Raw genomic sequence first — 18229 nt, 5'->3', positions numbered from 1 at the left:
TTTTGTTATTCAATATCTTCAGCCTGGAGTCCGGCATAATCCAGGTGGCATTTTACCATTGACTCTTGCCAATATGACATTACCGGAATAGCTCTTTTCCCATGGACGTCTGTCCTCTGAAAAAAGATCCCTTCCTGGGCAATTTCCTTTACTGTTTTTTTCCCTTTGTTCCAGGCGTTTAATACTTTTTCGTGACGTCTTTCGATAATCGCTTCAATCCTGTCAATAGCCTCCCCCACTCTTTCACGAACAACCGGGCTATGGCTGGAAAAGAGCTGTTTGGCACCCAATTCGCGCGCTTTTTTGATTGATGCCAGAAAATCGTTCAGGTTGCAGTGTGGGAAGCCATACCAGGGGCCAAAGCGGTCCAGCCCCAGGTCACAAGCGTAAAGATAATTACTCTGGGGGGCGTAAAGGCAATAATGACCGGGCGAATGTCCCGGAGCGGGGACAGCAAGCAACTGTCCTTTTGAAATAGCCTCAATATCCTTCAGTTCATATGGATCTATGCTGGGGATGTATTGCAAACCCATTTTCGGCATAAGAATCTCTTCAACCAGCCTGTGCACTCCCGCCTTGCCATAGCCCGTTGCCCGCGACATATTCTCACTTGATTGAAGATATTGATATTCAGTACTGTTCAAAGCCGGGCGGCAATCTGTCTCTCCGGCGATCCGCCAGGCGTCGGAGGCGTGGTCTATATGAAAATGAGAGATAAAATAGCGGCTTACGTTGTTTTCCCGGATAAAAGCCAGAGTTTCCTCACCACCAAACCTGCCGTCAATCATGATTACTTCTTCACCGGAAATCAACAAACCATTATTCATAAACCAGGATTCCTGCTTGGGCGCTTCCAGGAATTCCACGCCATCGGCGATGCTTATTCTTTTCAAGTTAAATTAATTCCCCTTAAAGACAGGCTCTCTTTTTTCTGCGAAAGCCTTCAGCCCTTCCTCAAAGTCATTACTTAAACTCGCGCCGACAATGGACTCCCGCTCAAGGTCAAGCTGCGCCTCCAGAGTCCGCCTGTGGGCTTCGTTAATCAGTGCTTTCGCCTGTTTAAAGGCTATTGAAGGGCCACTGGCAAATTGTCCTGCCAATTGTTTCACTCTCTCGTTTAAAGATTCAGCCGGGATCAACTCACTGGCCAGGCCCAGGGCCAGTGCCTCTTTCGCCTCAATCACCCTGCCGGTAAAGACTAAATCCATAACCCGGGCGGCCCCCAGCATTAATGTCAGGAAATAGGTCGAGCCACCGTCAGGGGTCAATCCCAGGTTGACATATGCCTGGTTGAATTTAGCCTTATCACTAATGATCCGGATATCACAGGCCATCGCCAGGCTGAATCCGGCCCCGCTGGCAAATCCGTTCACTGCGGCAATGACCGGTTTCCCGAGATCTCTGATCAGTAGAATAACCTTATTAAAACTGTCCACTAAACTGTCAAAACCAGACTTCCAGTTCTCATCACGGGCGGAGAGCATCCATTTCACATCACCGCCGGCGCAAAACGCCTTACCCGCACCGGCAATTACCAGCGCACGCACTGTGTTATCTCCTTGACAAATCTGCAAAACTTCGGCCAACTCCGCTATTATATCATGGTTTAAGGCGTTCATGGCATCGGGCCTGTTCAGGGTAATGTCAGCCACACCATCATTAACTTTAAAAATAATATTATTGTACAAACTTGCAACCCCCTGTTAAAAAGGAAACTCTCTATTTATTCTTTTATGCTTGAATGTTTTTTCTCTGTCCGCGTATTCCGCCACTATGTGTCCATTTCCGAGCAAATTATATTTGTAAATAACCAGCCCGTCCAGACCTACCGGACCCCTGGCGTGAATTTTACTCGTACTGATCCCCACTTCCGCGCCAAAACCATAGCGAAAACCGTCGCTAAACCGTGTGGAACAATTCCAGAATACATTCCCCGAATCCACCAACGCCATAAACCTGGCCGCTTTCTCCTTGCTGCTGGTAATAATGCTGTCCGTATGGCCGGAACCATAATGATTAATATGATTTATCGCTTCATCAATATCTTTTACTATTTTAATTGAAAGTTTATAATCAAGGTATTCCGTCCCCCAGTCTTCTTCCGTGGCGAAAGACGCCGGAATGATCTCTGTTGTCCTGGGGCAGCCGGTTATTTCGACCTGTTTCTTGTCCAGGGCTTCTTTCAGCAGGGGCAAAAACCCGGGAGCGGCTTTTTCGTGCACCAGCAGTGTTTCCGCGGCATTACACACGGCAACATACTGGGTTTTGGAATCATCTACAATTTTCACCGCCATTTCCAGGTCGGCATCTTCATCGACATAGCAGTGACATATGCCGTCCGCGTGCCCCATGACCGGGATTCTTGAGTGGTCCATGATATACCTGACAAAATCGTTCGATCCTCTGGGTATGATCAGGTCAATATATTCATCCAGCTTCAACATTTCATCGACTTCCGCCCTGGTTTCCAGGAGTTTTAGCCAGTCGGCCGGGATACCCGCTTTTTTAGTCGCGTCGATAATGATATCCGCCAGTACGCGGTTAGTTTCTTTCGCCTCGGAGCCCCCTTTGAGCAGCACGCAGTTGCCGCTTTTCAGGCAAAGGGTGGAAATCTGCACCAGGGCGTCGGGCCTGGACTCAAATATCACACCAATGACGCCGATCGGGCTAGTGGTTTTATACAGCTCCAACCCTTCGTCCAGTTCAGTCGCAAGCAGTGTCTTGCCGACCGGGTCCGGCAGGTTTATCAAGCTGTTGATCCCGTCAACCACATCCGCTATCTTTGTTTCGTCGAACTTCAGCCTTTTCAACAAGGGCTCCGGCAGGTTTTCCTTCGCGCTCCGGTTTAAGTCTTCATCATTTGCTTTAACAATTTCTGACTGCCGGCCAATCAATGAGCCGGCTATTTGCTCCAAGGCCCTGTTTTTCAGGTCCGCGCTCATTGCAGCCAGCTGTATGGACGCTTCTTTAACCTGGCGGGCAATTTCATTGATTTCCATACTGACATCTCCTTAAATAAGCTTAGTTTCAGAAATACTCCGTATCACACAGCAAACAGGCTCGTCCCGCTTAATATTATATACTTAACTTTATCATAAGAAAATCATATAATACTAATCCTCTTCAAGCGCCATCAATCCGTCGTTGAAGGTCAACCGGCGCGGTGCTCCAATCAGCTCTATATCGCTCCTTCCCTTCAACTCACCTGCCACGCTGCCGGTAACCCACATATATTCCATTTCAAGGGTGTTGTTTATCACAGCTCCTTTCAGGTTCACCGGCTCATCCGCGGCAAGGCTGCGGACCGCGGCTTCTATCGCAGCCCGGTCGTCAGACATTATTACCGGCAGCATGGCCCGCTGGATATTGCCGCTGGCGATACAATTGAGGTAAGTGCTCCGGGAGTCCATCTTATTGGCCAGACGCTGTGTCGTGATATCCGCCAGGCCCACACCGGTGGCGTTCCCGTGGGACGCCCCGCTTAAATCCAGTACGACAATTCTGGCGACAAACGGCGTTTCCGGTTCCGGTACACCGGCCATCCGCAACCGCCCGATCACATTGGTGTCCATTCCGGTTCCGCTAAAATTCTTACCCATTTGCCTGACAATCAGAAAGTCCAGCTGGTCAACCGGCAGGCGCGGCATCAGCCGGTAAGCCTCTAACAGCAACCGTTCTTCAACCTCTGCCAGCCTGTCCGGAGAAACAGCCTCAATAATGGCAGTGCCCTCGTAAGCATTTTCAACAATGCCGACAGCGCCGATTATTTTTCCCGAGCGCGTAAAAACCTCGCCTATGTCAACCAGGGACCGGGCCATCCGCCGTGGTCCCAGACGGTGGAAGCAAGCAGCGCCCTTTGTTTTTCCCAGGCCGACAGCCATCATTTTCATTAAACCGCTCTCAACCGGCCCGTGAAAGGTGGTATGGGGTTTTATCCTGTTGCAGACGATAATGCCGTCGGCGCGCCACGCGTCAATGTCACAGAAAACTCTTGTCCCGTCCGGAGTAGCGCCTATCTCCACCACTTCCTCCGAGGTCAATACCGGACAACCCAAATGCTCCCGCGTGACGCCCAGACTGCTCAACACAGCTTTTTGCCCCTCCGCCGTACCGCCGCCGTGGCTGCCCATGGCGCCTACTATGAATGCTCCGCCCCCGCTATTTTAACCGCTTCCACCACGGCGTTCAAGATGGCACCGATATTTTTAATCCCCCGGCTCCCTGCCGTAATGGCGACCCGCCAGCCAGGCCTGATTTTTCCTCCAAGGTTAATCCGTTCCATTTCTTTCAAGGCTTTTTGGCGAGGATCGTCAACTTCCAGCAGGGGAAATACCTGTCTGATCCTAACAAAATTAAGATGTTCCAACAATGTCAACATCACCCGTTTCCTTCATTTCAGCAATCTCAGGCAATTTATTTTCTCTGGCGTTCTGATTCCTGAATTCTGCCCCCTGCATAAAGCCGTGCTGTTCGTAAATGAAAGCACGGCTTTTATACTTAGGGAGACGATTTAACTGGTTGACTCAATGCCTTCTGCTCCTCATCCTGCGGCGCCGGCGTCACGGATTTTGCAGGATCTTTCTGCTCCTCATTATCATTGGAATTACTTTTACCCTCAGGATCATTTTGTTGTTTGTTTGTATCCTCATTTTCTTTTTTCTCTTCCCCTTGCTTGCCCGGCTTAACCTGATTTATCGAATCACCCTGTTTTTTTTGTTCAGCTTGTTTATCGCTCTCTTCCGGTTTCTTTTGTTCAGCTTTTTGTTCTTCAGTTAGCGGCTGAACAACATATCCTCCCGCCGGCCTGTCATCAAGGCCCATGACACCCGCCATCACCAGGCGAAATATTTCTGCCGGCTGATTACCGCCATAAGAAGTCAGGTAATGTTGTCTGTCCATGTTTCTCTCATCATAGCCCATCCATACCGCGGTGGTGTACCGGTCTGTAAAGCCGACAAACCACGCGTCCTTGTTGCCGGACAAGCCACGGTACTCTGCCGTGTCCGGCAGCTCGGTGGTGCCGGTTTTCCCGGCCGCTTGCGCGCCGCGAATTTTCGCCCTGTTTCCTGTTCCCGCCTCTACAACCGCGCGTAAAACATCTTTAATGAAATCGGCTGTGGACGCTTTCATTACCGGGGTCCCCTGGGGATGACGGTAAAGTGTCTGCCCTTGCGAGTCTTCGATGTGTTTAATCGAATACGGCTTGATAAAAACACCTCCGTTGGGGAAAGCAGCATATGCCCCGGCCATTTGCAGCGGGGATACTCCCTTGGTCAATCCGCCCAGGGCTAAAGGAAGGCAGCGGTCCTCTTCCACCAGCTCAAAGCCCAATTTCGCGGCCATTTCGAAACCACGGTCCACTCCAATTTGGTTTAACAGCCTGACTGCGGCTACATTGCGGGACCACTGCACAGCTGTACGGATAGTAATCGGCCCGTAATAGCCGCCGCCGGAATTATGCGGCTCGTACCCGCCGACTTTAAACGGCGAGTCCGAAATAACCGAGTCCGGGGTGTAACCGAGTTCAAAAGCCGGCGCGTAGACAGCAATCGGCTTAAAGGCTGATCCTGGCTGTCTGGATAACTGGGTAGCCCGGTTAAATCCGCGGTTCACCCCGTACTGCCTGCCTCCCACTACAGCTTTCACCGCCCCTGTGCCGTTCTCTACCATCGCTATAGCCGCTTCGACTTTTTCAGAAGGGAATAAATCTGTTCGCGCGCACACCTGTTCGGCTTTCTTTTGTATTTCTGGCTCCAGGGTAGTGTATATTTTTAATCCGCCTTTAAATATCTTATCGTTGCCGATTACACCAACCGCTTCATCCATGACATAATCGAGAAAATAAGATCGGTAATTCTCCAGACTCACATCGCTGTTTAATTCCACAGGCTTCCGCTGTGTTTCCTGCCCTTGGGATTTAAGGATGTAGCCCTGTTCGCTCATTTTTTCCAGCACTACGTTTCGCCGCCGCTGCGCGCTTTCCGGATTTAAATAAGGATCGTTGGCGCTGGGCGCCTGTACCAGGGCGGCCAGCAGCGCGCCCTCCGCCAGCGTGAGCTCAGAGGAATTTTTATTAAAATAAACTTTTGACGCGCTCTGAATGCCATAGGCGCCCTCACCGAAGTACACTCTATTCAAGTAAAACTCCAGAATCTCATCCTTGTTAAAGCGTCTTTCGAATTCCAGAGCCAGCATAGCTTCCCTTACTTTTCGCCGCAGAGTTTGTTCCGGCGACAAAAAGTAAAGCTTAATAACCTGCTGGGTAATCGTGCTGGCCCCCTCGGTAATCCGTCCTGATCGGTAATAACTGAACGCCGCGCGTAAAATAGCCTTGATATCTACTCCGCTGTGGCTGTAGAACCTTTCATCTTCAATCGCCACAAAAGCTTTCTGAACGTGCTCAGGAACCTGGCTCAACGAAACAGGCGTACGATTGATCTCACCATGAATTTCACAGATCAAGTTGCCATTTTCATCATACAGGAAAGAGTTCTGGTCAAATACTGTGGACAAGGCTTTGGCACTGGAGAAACCGGCCAAAACCCAGTTCGCGTAACAGTAGCCCCAAATTAGCACCGGTGTGAGCGCCAGGATTAATAAGGCGGGAATAAAAGCAATTACCTTAACAGCGTTTCGCCAACTGCCGGCCATACTGTATGAACCTCTCTGCTTCCAAAATATATATATATGATAATTATAACACCCTCTATCAATATACGCGGGCGATTATTTATAAAACATTATATTAAGTAATGATATAATAAATATATGTCGGCGAAAATCGTAAATTACCAAAAACTCTACAACATAACTGAAAATATGACCCCTTTGGCAGATGACTGCGGCAAGCTGTGCGGCAAAATTTGTTGCCGGCCGGATAAAAATAATACCCTGGGAATGTATTTGTATCCGGGTGAAGAAGAGATGTTCACGAGGGAGGAGGACTGGCTGCGTTGGGAGCGGCGAAACCCAGGGGAAGATGATTTTCCGGCATCATGGAACAACCCGGTATACTTTATCTGCTGCACCAAGCCCTGTCCCAGGAAACACCGTCCGCTGAATTGCCGCCTTTTCCCCTTGGCGCCGCATTTATTAAAAGACGGCACTCTTTTATTAATCTATGAAACACTATATTTGCCCTACACGTGTCCTTTGATCAAAAGAAAAACACCGTTGAGACAAGATTTTATTGATGCAGTGGCTCACTGCTGGCAAGAACTGCTGACAGACCGGCGCATAAGCGACTTGGTGGAAATGGACTCACGGGAACGTGAAAAAGAGGGAAACCAGCCGTTTATTGTGCGGATAATATTACCGCCACTATCCCGGCGCCGATAAGCGGGCCGACCGGCACGCCTTTGAAAAAAGCCACACCGATGATTGTGCCCATCAGCAATCCAACCAGCACCTGCGGCTGATCGGTCAGAAAAGTCACACCTTTCCCCCCCAGAAAGGCGATAACCACACCGACTAGTACAGCTATAAGGCCGGCGGAGCTTTTCAGCGTGTTCAAAAGTGATTGTATGCCCACCTCTCCCGTGGCGAAGGGCACAAGCACTGCCATGGTGATGACGGTAATGCCTGCCTTAAGCGTATACTCTTCCAGGAATGGGACAGGCCGCTCTCCGATAAACAGCCGGATGACCAGTAAAATACCCGCCGCCGCCGCCACTGTGCCGTTCTTACCGATTAACCCTAGAATAGCGACAACCAGCAAAATAATGACCGATTGATTCAAAGAGCATCCATCCCCCACCATTACCCTTATTAAGTAACTTTATCACAAAAGTACAATATTTTACACCCTTTTAACCGAATTACCTATTAACAAAATATGGTTTGACCTCTTTGCCCAAGTCTTCCGGTAAAACAACTGACACAGGCTCTTGCAATACTGTCTGGAAGAAATTTATGTCAGGCGCGTAATCCCTGGTATTGAGAAATGTTCGCGGCACGATCCGGAAGTGGGCAGGGAAAAACTGCTGGCCTTCGGCGCCCCAGTATAAGGATGCGTTAAAACTGTAAATGTCGTTTTTGAGATAATAACAAAATATTTTTCGGAGCCCTGAAACAAGGCGCCGGATATGCGCATCCGTAAAATCATCAAGGCAATAGACACCGGGAAACACACACATGATTTCCCCAAGCATTCCTAGCGAAACAAATGACGCCAGCCAGTGCGTGTCTCCGACTTGACCGATATACCTTTCGCCATGCTGCTGTTCCTCTTTTATTAATTCCGTCCAGTAGTCTACCTGATGGTTATGGTAAAATGATTCCGCAGCCTTGTATTCGTCCGCAAACTGATTTCCCGGGTGTTCCGTGGCGAAATATTGCTGGTGCGGGTGAACCAGCCCGCCCCCGGAAGGCGGCATGTAATTCCACGCCATCACCTGATATGGTGCCGAGGGGCTTTTCCCCCTGACTCTTTTAAGAAAATCAATTCCCAGGGAAAACGAGTCATATATTTTATCGTCATTAAAGCTCTCTAATGACACAACATGATCGTCAGTCATGATCACAATTGAACTGTAAACATCATATGGAAACAGATTAGGAACAAGCAGCGCCTCCCCCCTCGCCAGGCGGCCTTTACGAAACAATCCCTCAGGAAACATGGGCGTGACATGGTTCCTCCTGTCGCCACAAAATGGACAAAAGCCTTTGATTCGCGGCTCCAGATATTTATCCAGATCCAGCTTTTGCGGCTTGATCGCTCCAAAGTGTGAAAAGTGGCCGGTTCTACCGGTAAGAGGATCGGTACGCACCTGTGTTTTTATCGTAATTGGCTGAAAATCCGCGCGCGGATCAAGAAATGTGTTTTCGACATGCATAATTTGAAAGACAATTTTTGAGGTCAGCTCAACCCCCCCTTTTTTTAATAGATTCGGGTCGCACTATATAGCGCTTACCAACGGGCTCATGTTCGCCCTTCAAGACAGCAGTGCATCACGCTTTACTCCAGGCCGGTTAATCTTTTCGCGAGCCTGACCGCTTCGTAAGCGTCTTTCGCATAACCATCCGCCCTGATTTCCCGCGCGAAGCTTTCATTGACTACCGCTCCGCCAACCATATATTTGACATCCAGGCCTTCGCTCCTGCCAAGCTCAACAACTGTCTTCATTTCAACCATGGTGGTTGTCAGCAGGGCGGAAAGTCCGATGATTCGCGCCTGCAACTCTCTCGACTCACCGATAATCTTTTCGGCGCTCACGTTCTTTCCCAAATCATGTACCGTAAATCCGTTGTTTCTCAGCATCAACCCCACGATATTCTTTCCAATATCATGAATGTCGCCTTTAACTGTCGCCAGGACGACAACCGGGCTGTTTTTGCCGTTTCTCTCCCGGTCCCCGGCAAGCAGGGGCGCCAAGTAGTTAAAGGCCGTTTTCATCGCCTCGGCGCTTTGGATGAGCTGCGGCAGGAAATATTTTCTTTCCTCGTAAAGATGACCTACCCTGGTGATGGCAGGTATCAGGTAATCATCAATAATAACACCAGATTTGACGCCTTCCGCCAGCGCTTCCTCGATTAAACCCACAACATTCTCCCGGTCTCCCTCAAGTATGGACAGCTTGATCCGATCCACTGTCTGCAAATTACTGTCTTGTTCAACTTTTTTCGGCCTTTCCGCATTTTCTTCGCTATACCTTTTTATATATGCCAAGCTGTTTTTATCCCTGGCGGTCAAAACATCGCAAGCCGCCTTAATATCCATAATCATTTCACTGGAGGGATTAGCTATCGCCATACTCAATCCGCAGCCAACCCCCATGGCCAGAAACGCCGAGTTCAGGTAATCTCTCCTGGGCAAACCGAAAGACACATTGGACAGTCCGGCGATAGTGGCGCAGCCAACCTTTTCGGCACACCATCTGATCACTTTCAATGTTTCTTCCGCCGCGCTCTGATTTGAAGAAACCGACATGACCAGTCCGTCCACCACAATGTCGCTATTTTCAAAGCCATGCTTCTTCGCTTCGCTTATCACATTTTCAATTATCTCATACCTTTCCCGCGCTTGCTCCGGAACGCCCTCGTCACTTAAAGGAAGCAGGATAAACATGGCTCCGTATTTGCGCGCGATAGGGAGCATCCGCTGGATTTTCGCTTTTTCCGCCGATATTGAATTAATCAAAGCTCTTCCGGGATAAATTCTCAGGGCGGCTGCGAGAACATCGGGCGAGGAAGAATCCAGACATAAAGGACACTCCACAACATTACTCAATAACTTGACCACTTCCACCATGGTTTTTTTCTCGTCAATTCCAGGCATCCCCACGTTTACATCCAGGATCTCCGCGCCGTTTTCCACCTGCTCCGCGGCTAAACGCCTGACCTCGGTTAGCTTGCCGTTTTTCAGCTCTTCACTGAGCTTTTTTTTGCCGGTCGGATTAATCCTCTCCCCCACCACCGTGACCGGATAAGTGTCTCCGAAAAAAACGGTTCTTCTGGAAGAAGTCAGCGCCCTGTAGGGATTGGGCTCTCGTCCGGCAGGCTTTAGCCCCGCGATATTTTCATTTACACTTTTTATATGCTGTGGAGTGGTGCCGCAGCATCCTCCGATCACCCCCACTCCTCTGGCAACGAAATCAACCGCGTATTTGCCGAACTCCTCCGGTCCCATGTCAAAAACCGTGTGCCCGTCCACAAGCCTCGGCAATCCCGCGTTTGGTTTCACCATAATCGGAACCTTCGCGTACGGCGCCATAAGCTCAACTACCTTTAACATGTCCTTGGGCCCGGTGGAGCAATTGGCGCCAACGGCGTCAACACCCAGGCTTTGCAGGGTGATCAGCACTGTGACAGGATCGCTGTCGGTCAAGGTTTTCGCGCCGGTATCAAAGGTCATGCTGGCGATTACCGGCAGGTCACAGGTTTCCTTGATGGCCAGTACGGCAGCCCTGGTTTCTTGCAGATCGATCATGGTTTCAATAACAAAAAGATCAACGCCGCCGGCCAGCAGACCCTGAACCTGTTCCTTATAGACATCAACAATTTCATTAAATCCCGCATCGCCAAAAGGCTCCACAAACTTTCCTGTCGGCGCGAGGTCGCCTGCGACCAGGCATCTTGCACCCGCCGCTTCTTTAGATATTCCGGCGAGCGCCCTGTTAAATTCCAAAACCCTGTCCTGAAGTCCGAATTCTTTTAATTTAATCCTGTTTCCGCCGAAGGTGCAGGCCAGAACGATATCAGAGCCCGCCTCGATGTATTCACTTTGAATTTCCTTAAGAACATGGGGATGTTCCAGCACCCACTGCTCGGGGCATGCTTCTTTCGGTATACCTCTTTTATGCAGCTCGGTTCCTGTCGCGCCGTCTAATAATACAATTTTCCCCTGCGTCATTTGTCTAAATGTATCTTTATTCATGTGACACCTCAATCCCCGCAATCGCTATAACTGATTTCTCCGGTTCAAGCATGAATTTTTCCGTCACAGAAATACCAATTCTTTTTAGATCGAGAATATCGTAAATAACCTTTTGATGAAAAAGGTCAAGATCTCCGTAACCAGGGCTGAACCTGCGCTTTGTCAAGACTTTCCCTTTTGTTTTTATTATTTTGTCAATAAATTTCATCATCCAGTCTAAAGCCGCATCCGCACTCTGGGATGCCACCGCGTCAAAAATAAGACCTAAAGCCGCGTCACCATTTTTCATCGCCTCAGCAACTTTATCGCTGATTTCCCTCCCTACGGTGGACGACATTAAAACAGCTTCACTGCTTTGCTGCAAAAAAAGCGACAGCTTTTCACTGAGCAGTTCGATGCCGTTTTCCAGAACGACCCTGCCCGCTGAACGCTCATTAATACTGCTTCGGCAAAAAGCTCCTTTTGCATTACATAAAAGAAGCGCTCTTTTTACCGCCGCTTCTATAAATATGTTGTCTTTTTCACTGAGCGCGGTTGTTCCCTTCCTGTATCCCAACCTCGTGAGTATTAAATTCCTGTCGGGCGCAACAGGAATATGCTCAAAATATTTGACGTCCGGTTCTTTCAAAAGTCAATCAGCACCACCGTTTATCTTAATGTTGTATATTTCGAAGCCCATGCCGATTTTCCTTCTGCAGGGCGATAATGTTATTTTATGTAAAAAACAATTAGTTGGCAAGTAAAAAGAAATAATAATTTAAGCCACTTGGCGGGCGGGAAAGGAAATTTCCTAATGATAACGATCGTAAACCGCTTGTGTTTTGCGTTCGAGGTCATACGCCGGGATAAAGTCAATTTCCCGGTCAACCGGCATCGTTTCACCCTCGCGCACTGCTTCAAGAATTTGAAATATCGTGTTGGTATCGCCGAATTCCAGTTCGGGAGTAACGGAAATCGGTTCGTTTCCGGCCGCCGCCTGGTACAAATTAAGGAGTTCATTGTAGTAACCACGCTGCTTCCGGTACGGTATTTGTTCCAGATGACCGTCGTTGTAAGCGATATTTATGGTTCCGCAATCTCTTTCCTCCAAATAAATCATGCCTTTCGTGCCAAATATCCGCAAGCCGATCCACGGTCTTTGCATTTCCTTCCCGCTGCAGAAAAATGAAAACTGGCCAATCAGGCCGCTCTTGAAAAGCATGTTCACGCAAATAACTGCATATGGGGAAAAATCATAGCCCTGGGGCACTCCAAAACCCTGGACCTTATCAATCGCGCCAAAAATATGTCTTAAGGCGGCAATATCGTGGACACCGGTATCCAGGATAGCGCCGCCGGGAAATTCCGGGTGCTGACGCCATTCCGTGGAGGGAAACTTGTTCATATTCATGTCTTCCAGAAAATTAACCACTCTGTTTTGCATGAAATATAAAACCTCGCCAATTCTTCCTCCGTTAATATAATCCCTGATTATATTTGTTTCCTCATTATATCTGTAATTTTCCGTAATCATAATAGGCACATGGTATTTTTCCGGCAGTTCCATGGCTGATTTGGTTTCCTCAGGGGTTGCGGCCAGCGGTTTCTCACAAATGATCCACTTCCGGGAGCCTGATACCAGTGAGGCGACATCCTCAGTAATTTTATAATTTAGCTCGATTGGGACCATAATATCAATGACGTCAAGATCGTCCCTGACTACCATGCTCCTGTATGCGGAGTAATCTTTTTGTTGAGCAAGATTCAATTTCTTCACCCAGTAATTAGCTTTTTGGGGATTTAGATCGCATATGGCGACAATTTCGAATTTATCCGAAAGCTCCTGGTAAGCCGGGTAATGCAACTGTTCAAAAGCCATCCCGGCGCCGATAATCCCGACTCTTAATTTTTTCATTCTATCATCACCTCGTTTATTAGTTTCAATTATTATTGTTTCCTGATAATCAAATCATATTAAAACATTTTGGGAGGACCTGACTTGGCAAAAAAAAATGACGCACCAAAAACGGAAAATAATTTTTGGCTTTCTGTAACAGCGCTGGCAGGCGTGCCGTTTATCATGGTTTTGGGCAACTCAATGCTTATTCCCGTCCTGCCCGATATCAGAAACGCGTTGAATTTGACTCCTATCGCCGCTAGTTTACTGATCACCTTGTTTTCATTGACAGCCGGCATAATTATTCCGGTAGCCGGCTTTTTATCGGACCGTTACGGCAGAAAAGTTGTGATCATTCCCGCCATCATCTTATACGGCCTCGGGGGGCTGATTGCCGCTTTCGCTTCCATTTTTTTGAAACAACAAGCTTTTTCCGTCATTCTGGCAGGGAGGATATTGCAAGGCGCCGGGGCGGCCGGCACCGCGCCGATAGCCATGGCTCTCTGCAGCGATCTTTTCCAGGGGAATGAGCGCAGCCGCTCTCTGGGGGCGATGGAGTCTTCCAACGGTCTCGGCAAAGTGATCAGTCCCGTCCTTGGTGCGGCCATCGGCCTGATTGCCTGGTACACCGCTTTTATCTTCTTTCCCGTTATTGTTATCCCCGTCGTGATCGGGATGTGGCTGCTGGTTAAAGAACCCGAATCCAACCGCGCGCAGCAAAAGTTGTCGGAGTACTTAAAATCCGTAAAAAATATCTTTAATAACAAAGCCGGCTTGCTTTTGTCGTCCTACCTGGCCGGGGCAGTCGTGTTGATGGTCCTCTTCGGGATTTTATTTTACCTCTCCGAATACTTGGAACAGCAGTTTGGCTTGGATGGAATAATTAAAGGCCTTGCCCTGGCCATTCCGGTGTTATTCATGAGCGCTACTTCATTTGCGACTGGTTTTATTATTAAAAAGAAAAAAACCCTGATGAAGTTCCTGGTGGTGGCCGGCCTGGCCATAATGACCGCCGCGCTCGCCTTCCTGCCGCTGGCCAAAGGCGTGATTATCTATTTCCTCGCTATTTCCATTGTCGGCGTCAGTACCGGCATGGCGCTCCCCTGTCTCAACAACTTGATTACGAGTGCCGCTTCCATGGAAGAACGCGGTCTGGTCACTTCGCTTTACGGCAGCGTGAGGTTTTTAGGGGTGGCTTTCGGGCCTCCCATTTACGGTTTTCTGATGGCCAGGAGCACCAATTTGATGTTCTGGAGTTCAGCCGCGCTCGCCCTGCTGACTGCCGTAGCGGCTCTGGTTTTTATCAAAGACCCGGGTAACGCGGAAACCCAAAAACAAACCGCCCCGCAGGCTAAGAAAGGTCTGTGGTCAACTATCGGTTTAAAAATCAATCCGGCGAAAAAACCGGCGAAATAAGCACTGACGGGCTTCACCTGGCGGTATTCTAAACAATCGTTTTAACAGGGAACCTTTCTATTCCGCAAGAATACTATAGAAGAGCATATATGACCGGAAAGGAGTAATATCATGGGCGAAAATTCCACTAGCAACGCATGGCTGGAAATACTGCGTTTCCCCCTCGACACCCGCAGCAAAAAGCCGCGTCATAAAGGTCTCACCATGCTCCTGGATAAGGGCCTCGGACCGGAGGAAACAAAGGACTTGTTCCATGCCGCGGGCGATTACATCGATTTCTTAAAGCTTGGTTTCGGCACCTCAGCCTTGTACCCGCAAAAGGCGCTTGAAGCAAAAATCGACCTGGCGAAACAATTTAATGTAGATATTTATCCCGGTGGGACTTTCCTGGAAATTGCCATTATGCAGGATAAGCTGAAGGAATTTTTAATGTTGGCGAAAGCTTTGGGCTACACGGCGGTTGAAGTCTCGGACGGCACGCTGCATATTTCTCCGGAGGTGAGAGCGCGTACAATTTCCCTGGCCGCAGAAAAAGGATTCAAGGTCTTAACGGAAATCGGCAAAAAGAACCCCCTGGACAGAGCGCCTATCGAAGATTCTGCTGAACAAATTCAACTCGACTTGAAAAACGGCGCTTACAAGGTCATTGTCGAAGGCCGGGAATCCGGTAAAAATACCGGATTCTACGATGGAGACGGACATTTCACAAAAGAGCACCTGGCTCTGCTCCTGTCGGCCGTGGAAAGCCCGGAACTGTTAATCTGGGAAGCGCCGCTCAAAGAGCAGCAGCAAGAACTGATCCTGCGTTTCGGTCCCGACGTCAATCTGGGCAACATCCCGCCCCGTGAGGTGATAGCGCTGGAGGCGCTGCGCGTCGGCCTACGCAGCGACACCCTGAGATCGGTAATATAAGCACGCAATAAAGCCGTGGCATATACGGAAGTTAAATCCGGACGCCGCGGTTTTTTGGGATTTGCCCGGTCACGTTGACGGAATTTACCCGATTATTCATACTAAGCGCACGACGATCCTGTGCAAAATGTCCACGGAATGGCTTAAATAATTAGCCGCGTCTCTCAACTGACAATTTATTTCGTAATGTTTTATCGCGTTTATGGCATCCGCCGTTTTAAATATGGCGGCCATACCCTTCTGGTAATAATCTTCCACAGCCTTATGAGCGTTACGGATCATCTGTATCTGATTCCGCGCCTGAATCGGATCGCTTTCCAATAAAGCCACCGCCTGCGCAAACGTATATGTTCCCTCACTTAATTCCCGTACCATTTTAACAATTAACTCATCCGGCTGAACGTCATATTCTTTGATAGATTGCAGGGCGATCCGGGCATGTTCAATAATCCGGTCCATGCGCACTGAAATATAGTAGATATCCTGTCTGTCAAAGGGCGTGGTGAAAGCCTCAATTAATTTTTCTTCCATGTCCATGCGGATTGTATCTGCCTGCAGGGTCAGATTAATAACCAGGTCGAATTTTTCAGTTGAGGGAGCTTCCAGCCATGCCAGCATGGTTTTAACTCCCCGCGCCGTTACTTCGGCCTGTTCACGCAGCATGCCGTAAAAGTCGTACTTGGCGGGAAACAACCTGTCCAAGAAGCTCTTTTTTCCCATATCACATCCCCTTTACCATGAACCAACCAGCCAAATTACCGGATAATAAAATATAGCGCCGACGACCGCCGCAGCGGGAATTGTCACAAACCAGGCGGCCATCATTTCCTTGCCGATATTCCAGTTGACCATGCGGTACTCGTCTGCCGCCCCGACACCGATTACGCTGCCCGCAACCACATGCGTGGTCGATATTGGCACTCCCAGCACGGTGGCAAACATGATCGCCCCGCCTGAGGATACTTGTGCATTCAAACTATGGATAGGCCGGATGTCAAAGATACCCTGCCCTAAGGTCTTCATAATAGACCAGCCGCCGAACAACGTGCCTGCGAACATAACCATCCCTCCGGATAATCTTACCCATTCGGGTGTAATCTGCTGCTGCAGGAGATTGCCGGCCAGCAAGGCCAGGGTGATCAGTCCCATTATTTTTTGGGTGTCATTAGCGCCATGACTATAGGCCAGCAAGGCCGCCATGATCCATTGCAGTCCTTTCAGCCGCCTGTTAACGGCGAACCTGGCATTTTTCAAAGAAAAGCTGACTGTTTTTTGCAGGCAGTAAGCTATCGCAAAACCCAGCACAGGTGAAATTAACAAGGCTGAAAATACTTTCACGAGGCCAGTCAACTGATGCGTATAAATAAGTTCCTTCCATCCCCATAAGATATGCTCGCAACCGCTTGAAACCCAAACCGCTCCGACAATCCCCCCTACCAGCGCGTGTGTGGAGCTGGACGGGAGGCCGAGATACCAGGTGATTAAATTCCATACAACCGCGCCTAACAAAGCAGCCAGCAACACACTGAGCAATGACGGCTGAACCGGCAGGCTGACAATTTTGGCGACAGTGTCCGCCACCGCGCTGCCGCTAAACAGCGCGCCCAGCAAACCAAATACGGACGCCAATCCCACCGCCTGCAAAGGCGTTCCCGCACCGCAGGCGATAAACGTGGCCACAACCGAGCTTGCGTCATGCAAACCGTTGGTCAGCGCGAAAACAAGCGCCGCCGCTACCACGACGGCTATTAAAATGATCATGTCTGAAACCATGCCGTAGTAACTCCTGTAATACAAAACTGCAATAAAAAATAACTACTTGTATAATAATTAAACAACAGCGCCGGAATTTACAGCGGCACTATATATCGCACCATCATAACAAAGTGAACAATGCTTCCGGCCATGATAAACAAGTGAAAAATCTCATGAAATCCAAAATGGTTCGGAAAAAAGTCAAAGCATTTGGCGGCATAAATAATCGCCCCTATCGTATAGAGGATGCCGCCTGTGAACATTAAAACAATCGCGCCGAACGGGAGGTTTTTAAACAACTGGACCATCGGCACCAAAGCTATCCAGCCTAATGACAGGTAAAAAACCGCCGAGACATAACGAGGCGCCATAATAAACCACATTTTCAACAAAATGCCTGTTATCGCCAATACCCAGACTACTATGAGCATCACCAATCTCCATGCTCCTGTCAGTCCGTAATAGAGCACCGGCGTGTATGATCCCGCGATTAACAAGTATATCGCCACGTGATCTATCTTTTTCAGCACCAAATTTTTGCGCGGCGTTGTTTTAATCCAATGGTATAAAGAACTTGCTCCATACAACACAATAACGCTGATTCCGTAAACCGTCAGGGTTACCAACTTTGAAACATCGTCTTTAGCCAGAATAATGAGCAGCACCAGGCCTGCCAAAGCCGCGATGAAAGTGACAAAATGTGTCCACGTGTTCACCGGTTCCCTCATCTTTAAAAAACTCTTCATAATTTCATTTCACCCTATATTATTAAAAAAACGCCTCCAGACAGGCGCTAATTTAAATTGGCAAGTAAACAAAACTCAATCCACGTTCTGCAATAATCGCTGCAATCTTTTCAGTTACTTATTATTTTAGCATCTAAAGCACAAGGCAAC

At 48.8% G+C, this 18229-nt stretch carries 17 protein-coding genes; 3 read left to right on the top strand and 14 right to left on the bottom strand.

The genetic code is table 11. The features are described 5' to 3' along the window. Nucleotides 1–5: 5 nt before the first annotated feature. From L9W92_RS03450 to L9W92_RS03425, 6 genes are all read right to left on the bottom strand, one after another. Nucleotides 6–893: an MBL fold metallo-hydrolase gene (locus L9W92_RS03450; protein WP_240082345.1), complete on the bottom strand. Its 888-nt coding sequence runs from the start codon at nucleotides 891–893 to the stop codon at nucleotides 6–8. A gap of 6 nt (nucleotides 894–899) precedes the next feature. Continuing rightward, entirely contained in the window at nucleotides 900–1688 is a 789-nt protein-coding gene (locus L9W92_RS03445; protein ID WP_240082344.1) for an enoyl-CoA hydratase/isomerase family protein, read from the bottom strand. A gap of 15 nt (nucleotides 1689–1703) precedes the next feature. Then, nucleotides 1704–2999, bottom strand: coding sequence for a glutamate-5-semialdehyde dehydrogenase (locus L9W92_RS03440; protein WP_240082343.1), 1296 nt, complete (start codon nucleotides 2997–2999; stop codon nucleotides 1704–1706). A gap of 114 nt (nucleotides 3000–3113) precedes the next feature. Then, on the bottom strand, nucleotides 3114–4130 hold the full coding sequence (locus L9W92_RS03435; RefSeq protein ID WP_240082342.1) for a nickel pincer cofactor-dependent isomerase, group 22: 1017 nt from the start codon (nucleotides 4128–4130) through the stop codon (nucleotides 3114–3116). Between the two features lie 8 nt (nucleotides 4131–4138). After that, nucleotides 4139–4378, bottom strand: a complete 240-nt coding sequence (locus tag L9W92_RS03430) for a hypothetical protein (RefSeq protein WP_240082341.1) — start codon at nucleotides 4376–4378, stop codon at nucleotides 4139–4141. Nucleotides 4379–4497: 119 nt separating this feature from the next. Further along, nucleotides 4498–6651 (bottom strand): transglycosylase domain-containing protein, encoded by a 2154-nt coding sequence (locus L9W92_RS03425; protein ID WP_240082340.1) that lies wholly within the window; start codon nucleotides 6649–6651, stop codon nucleotides 4498–4500. Between the two features lie 117 nt (nucleotides 6652–6768). Between L9W92_RS03425 and L9W92_RS03420 the strand changes: the two genes are divergently transcribed. Then, entirely contained in the window at nucleotides 6769–7338 is a 570-nt protein-coding gene (locus L9W92_RS03420; RefSeq protein WP_240082339.1) for a hypothetical protein, read from the top strand. On the opposite strand, the gene L9W92_RS03415 is transcribed toward L9W92_RS03420, so the two are convergent. From L9W92_RS03415 to L9W92_RS03395, 5 genes are all read right to left on the bottom strand, one after another. After that, nucleotides 7295–7738: a DUF441 domain-containing protein gene (locus L9W92_RS03415; protein WP_240082338.1), complete on the bottom strand. Its 444-nt coding sequence runs from the start codon at nucleotides 7736–7738 to the stop codon at nucleotides 7295–7297. The genes L9W92_RS03420 and L9W92_RS03415 overlap by 44 nt on opposite strands. Before the next feature lie 79 nt (nucleotides 7739–7817). Beyond that, complete coding sequence (locus tag L9W92_RS03410; protein ID WP_240082337.1) at nucleotides 7818–8834, bottom strand: hypothetical protein; 1017 nt, start codon at nucleotides 8832–8834, stop codon at nucleotides 7818–7820. 122 nt (nucleotides 8835–8956) lie between these two features. After that, nucleotides 8957–11374, bottom strand: a complete 2418-nt coding sequence (locus L9W92_RS03405) for a homocysteine S-methyltransferase family protein (RefSeq protein WP_240082336.1) — start codon at nucleotides 11372–11374, stop codon at nucleotides 8957–8959. After that, on the bottom strand, nucleotides 11367–12002 hold the full coding sequence (locus tag L9W92_RS03400) for a methionine synthase (RefSeq protein ID WP_240082335.1): 636 nt from the start codon (nucleotides 12000–12002) through the stop codon (nucleotides 11367–11369). The genes L9W92_RS03405 and L9W92_RS03400 overlap by 8 nt, the downstream gene beginning before the upstream one ends. A gap of 162 nt (nucleotides 12003–12164) precedes the next feature. Beyond that, complete coding sequence (locus L9W92_RS03395; protein WP_240082334.1) at nucleotides 12165–13268, bottom strand: Gfo/Idh/MocA family protein; 1104 nt, start codon at nucleotides 13266–13268, stop codon at nucleotides 12165–12167. Between the two features lie 84 nt (nucleotides 13269–13352). Here L9W92_RS03395 and L9W92_RS03390 point away from each other — a divergent pair, with 84 nt between their 5' ends. Beyond that, nucleotides 13353–14666 carry an MFS transporter gene (locus L9W92_RS03390; RefSeq protein WP_240082333.1) on the top strand — a complete coding sequence of 438 codons (1314 nt, stop codon included), beginning with the start codon at nucleotides 13353–13355 and terminating at the stop codon, nucleotides 14664–14666. 111 nt (nucleotides 14667–14777) lie between these two features. After that, nucleotides 14778–15578 (top strand): phosphosulfolactate synthase, encoded by an 801-nt coding sequence (comA, locus tag L9W92_RS03385; protein WP_240082332.1) that lies wholly within the window; start codon nucleotides 14778–14780, stop codon nucleotides 15576–15578. Between the two features lie 96 nt (nucleotides 15579–15674). Here the strand turns inward: comA and L9W92_RS03380 are convergent, their stop codons facing one another. From L9W92_RS03380 to trhA, 3 genes are all read right to left on the bottom strand, one after another. After that, entirely contained in the window at nucleotides 15675–16298 is a 624-nt protein-coding gene (locus L9W92_RS03380; RefSeq protein ID WP_240082331.1) for a DUF47 domain-containing protein, read from the bottom strand. A 12-nt stretch (nucleotides 16299–16310) separates the two neighbouring features. Then, on the bottom strand, nucleotides 16311–17351 hold the full coding sequence (locus L9W92_RS03375; protein WP_240082330.1) for an inorganic phosphate transporter: 1041 nt from the start codon (nucleotides 17349–17351) through the stop codon (nucleotides 16311–16313). A 77-nt stretch (nucleotides 17352–17428) separates the two neighbouring features. After that, nucleotides 17429–18079, bottom strand: a complete 651-nt coding sequence (gene trhA, locus L9W92_RS03370; protein WP_240082329.1) for a PAQR family membrane homeostasis protein TrhA — start codon at nucleotides 18077–18079, stop codon at nucleotides 17429–17431. Nucleotides 18080–18229: the final 150 nt, after the last annotated feature.

It is taken from the genome of Pelotomaculum terephthalicicum JT (assembly GCF_022410535.1).
In the GTDB taxonomy this organism is placed as follows: Bacteria; Bacillota; Desulfotomaculia; order Desulfotomaculales; family Pelotomaculaceae; genus Pelotomaculum_D; species Pelotomaculum_D terephthalicicum.
Note: the sequence above shows the minus strand (reverse complement) of the source record. Positions and strands in the feature narration are given on the sequence as shown.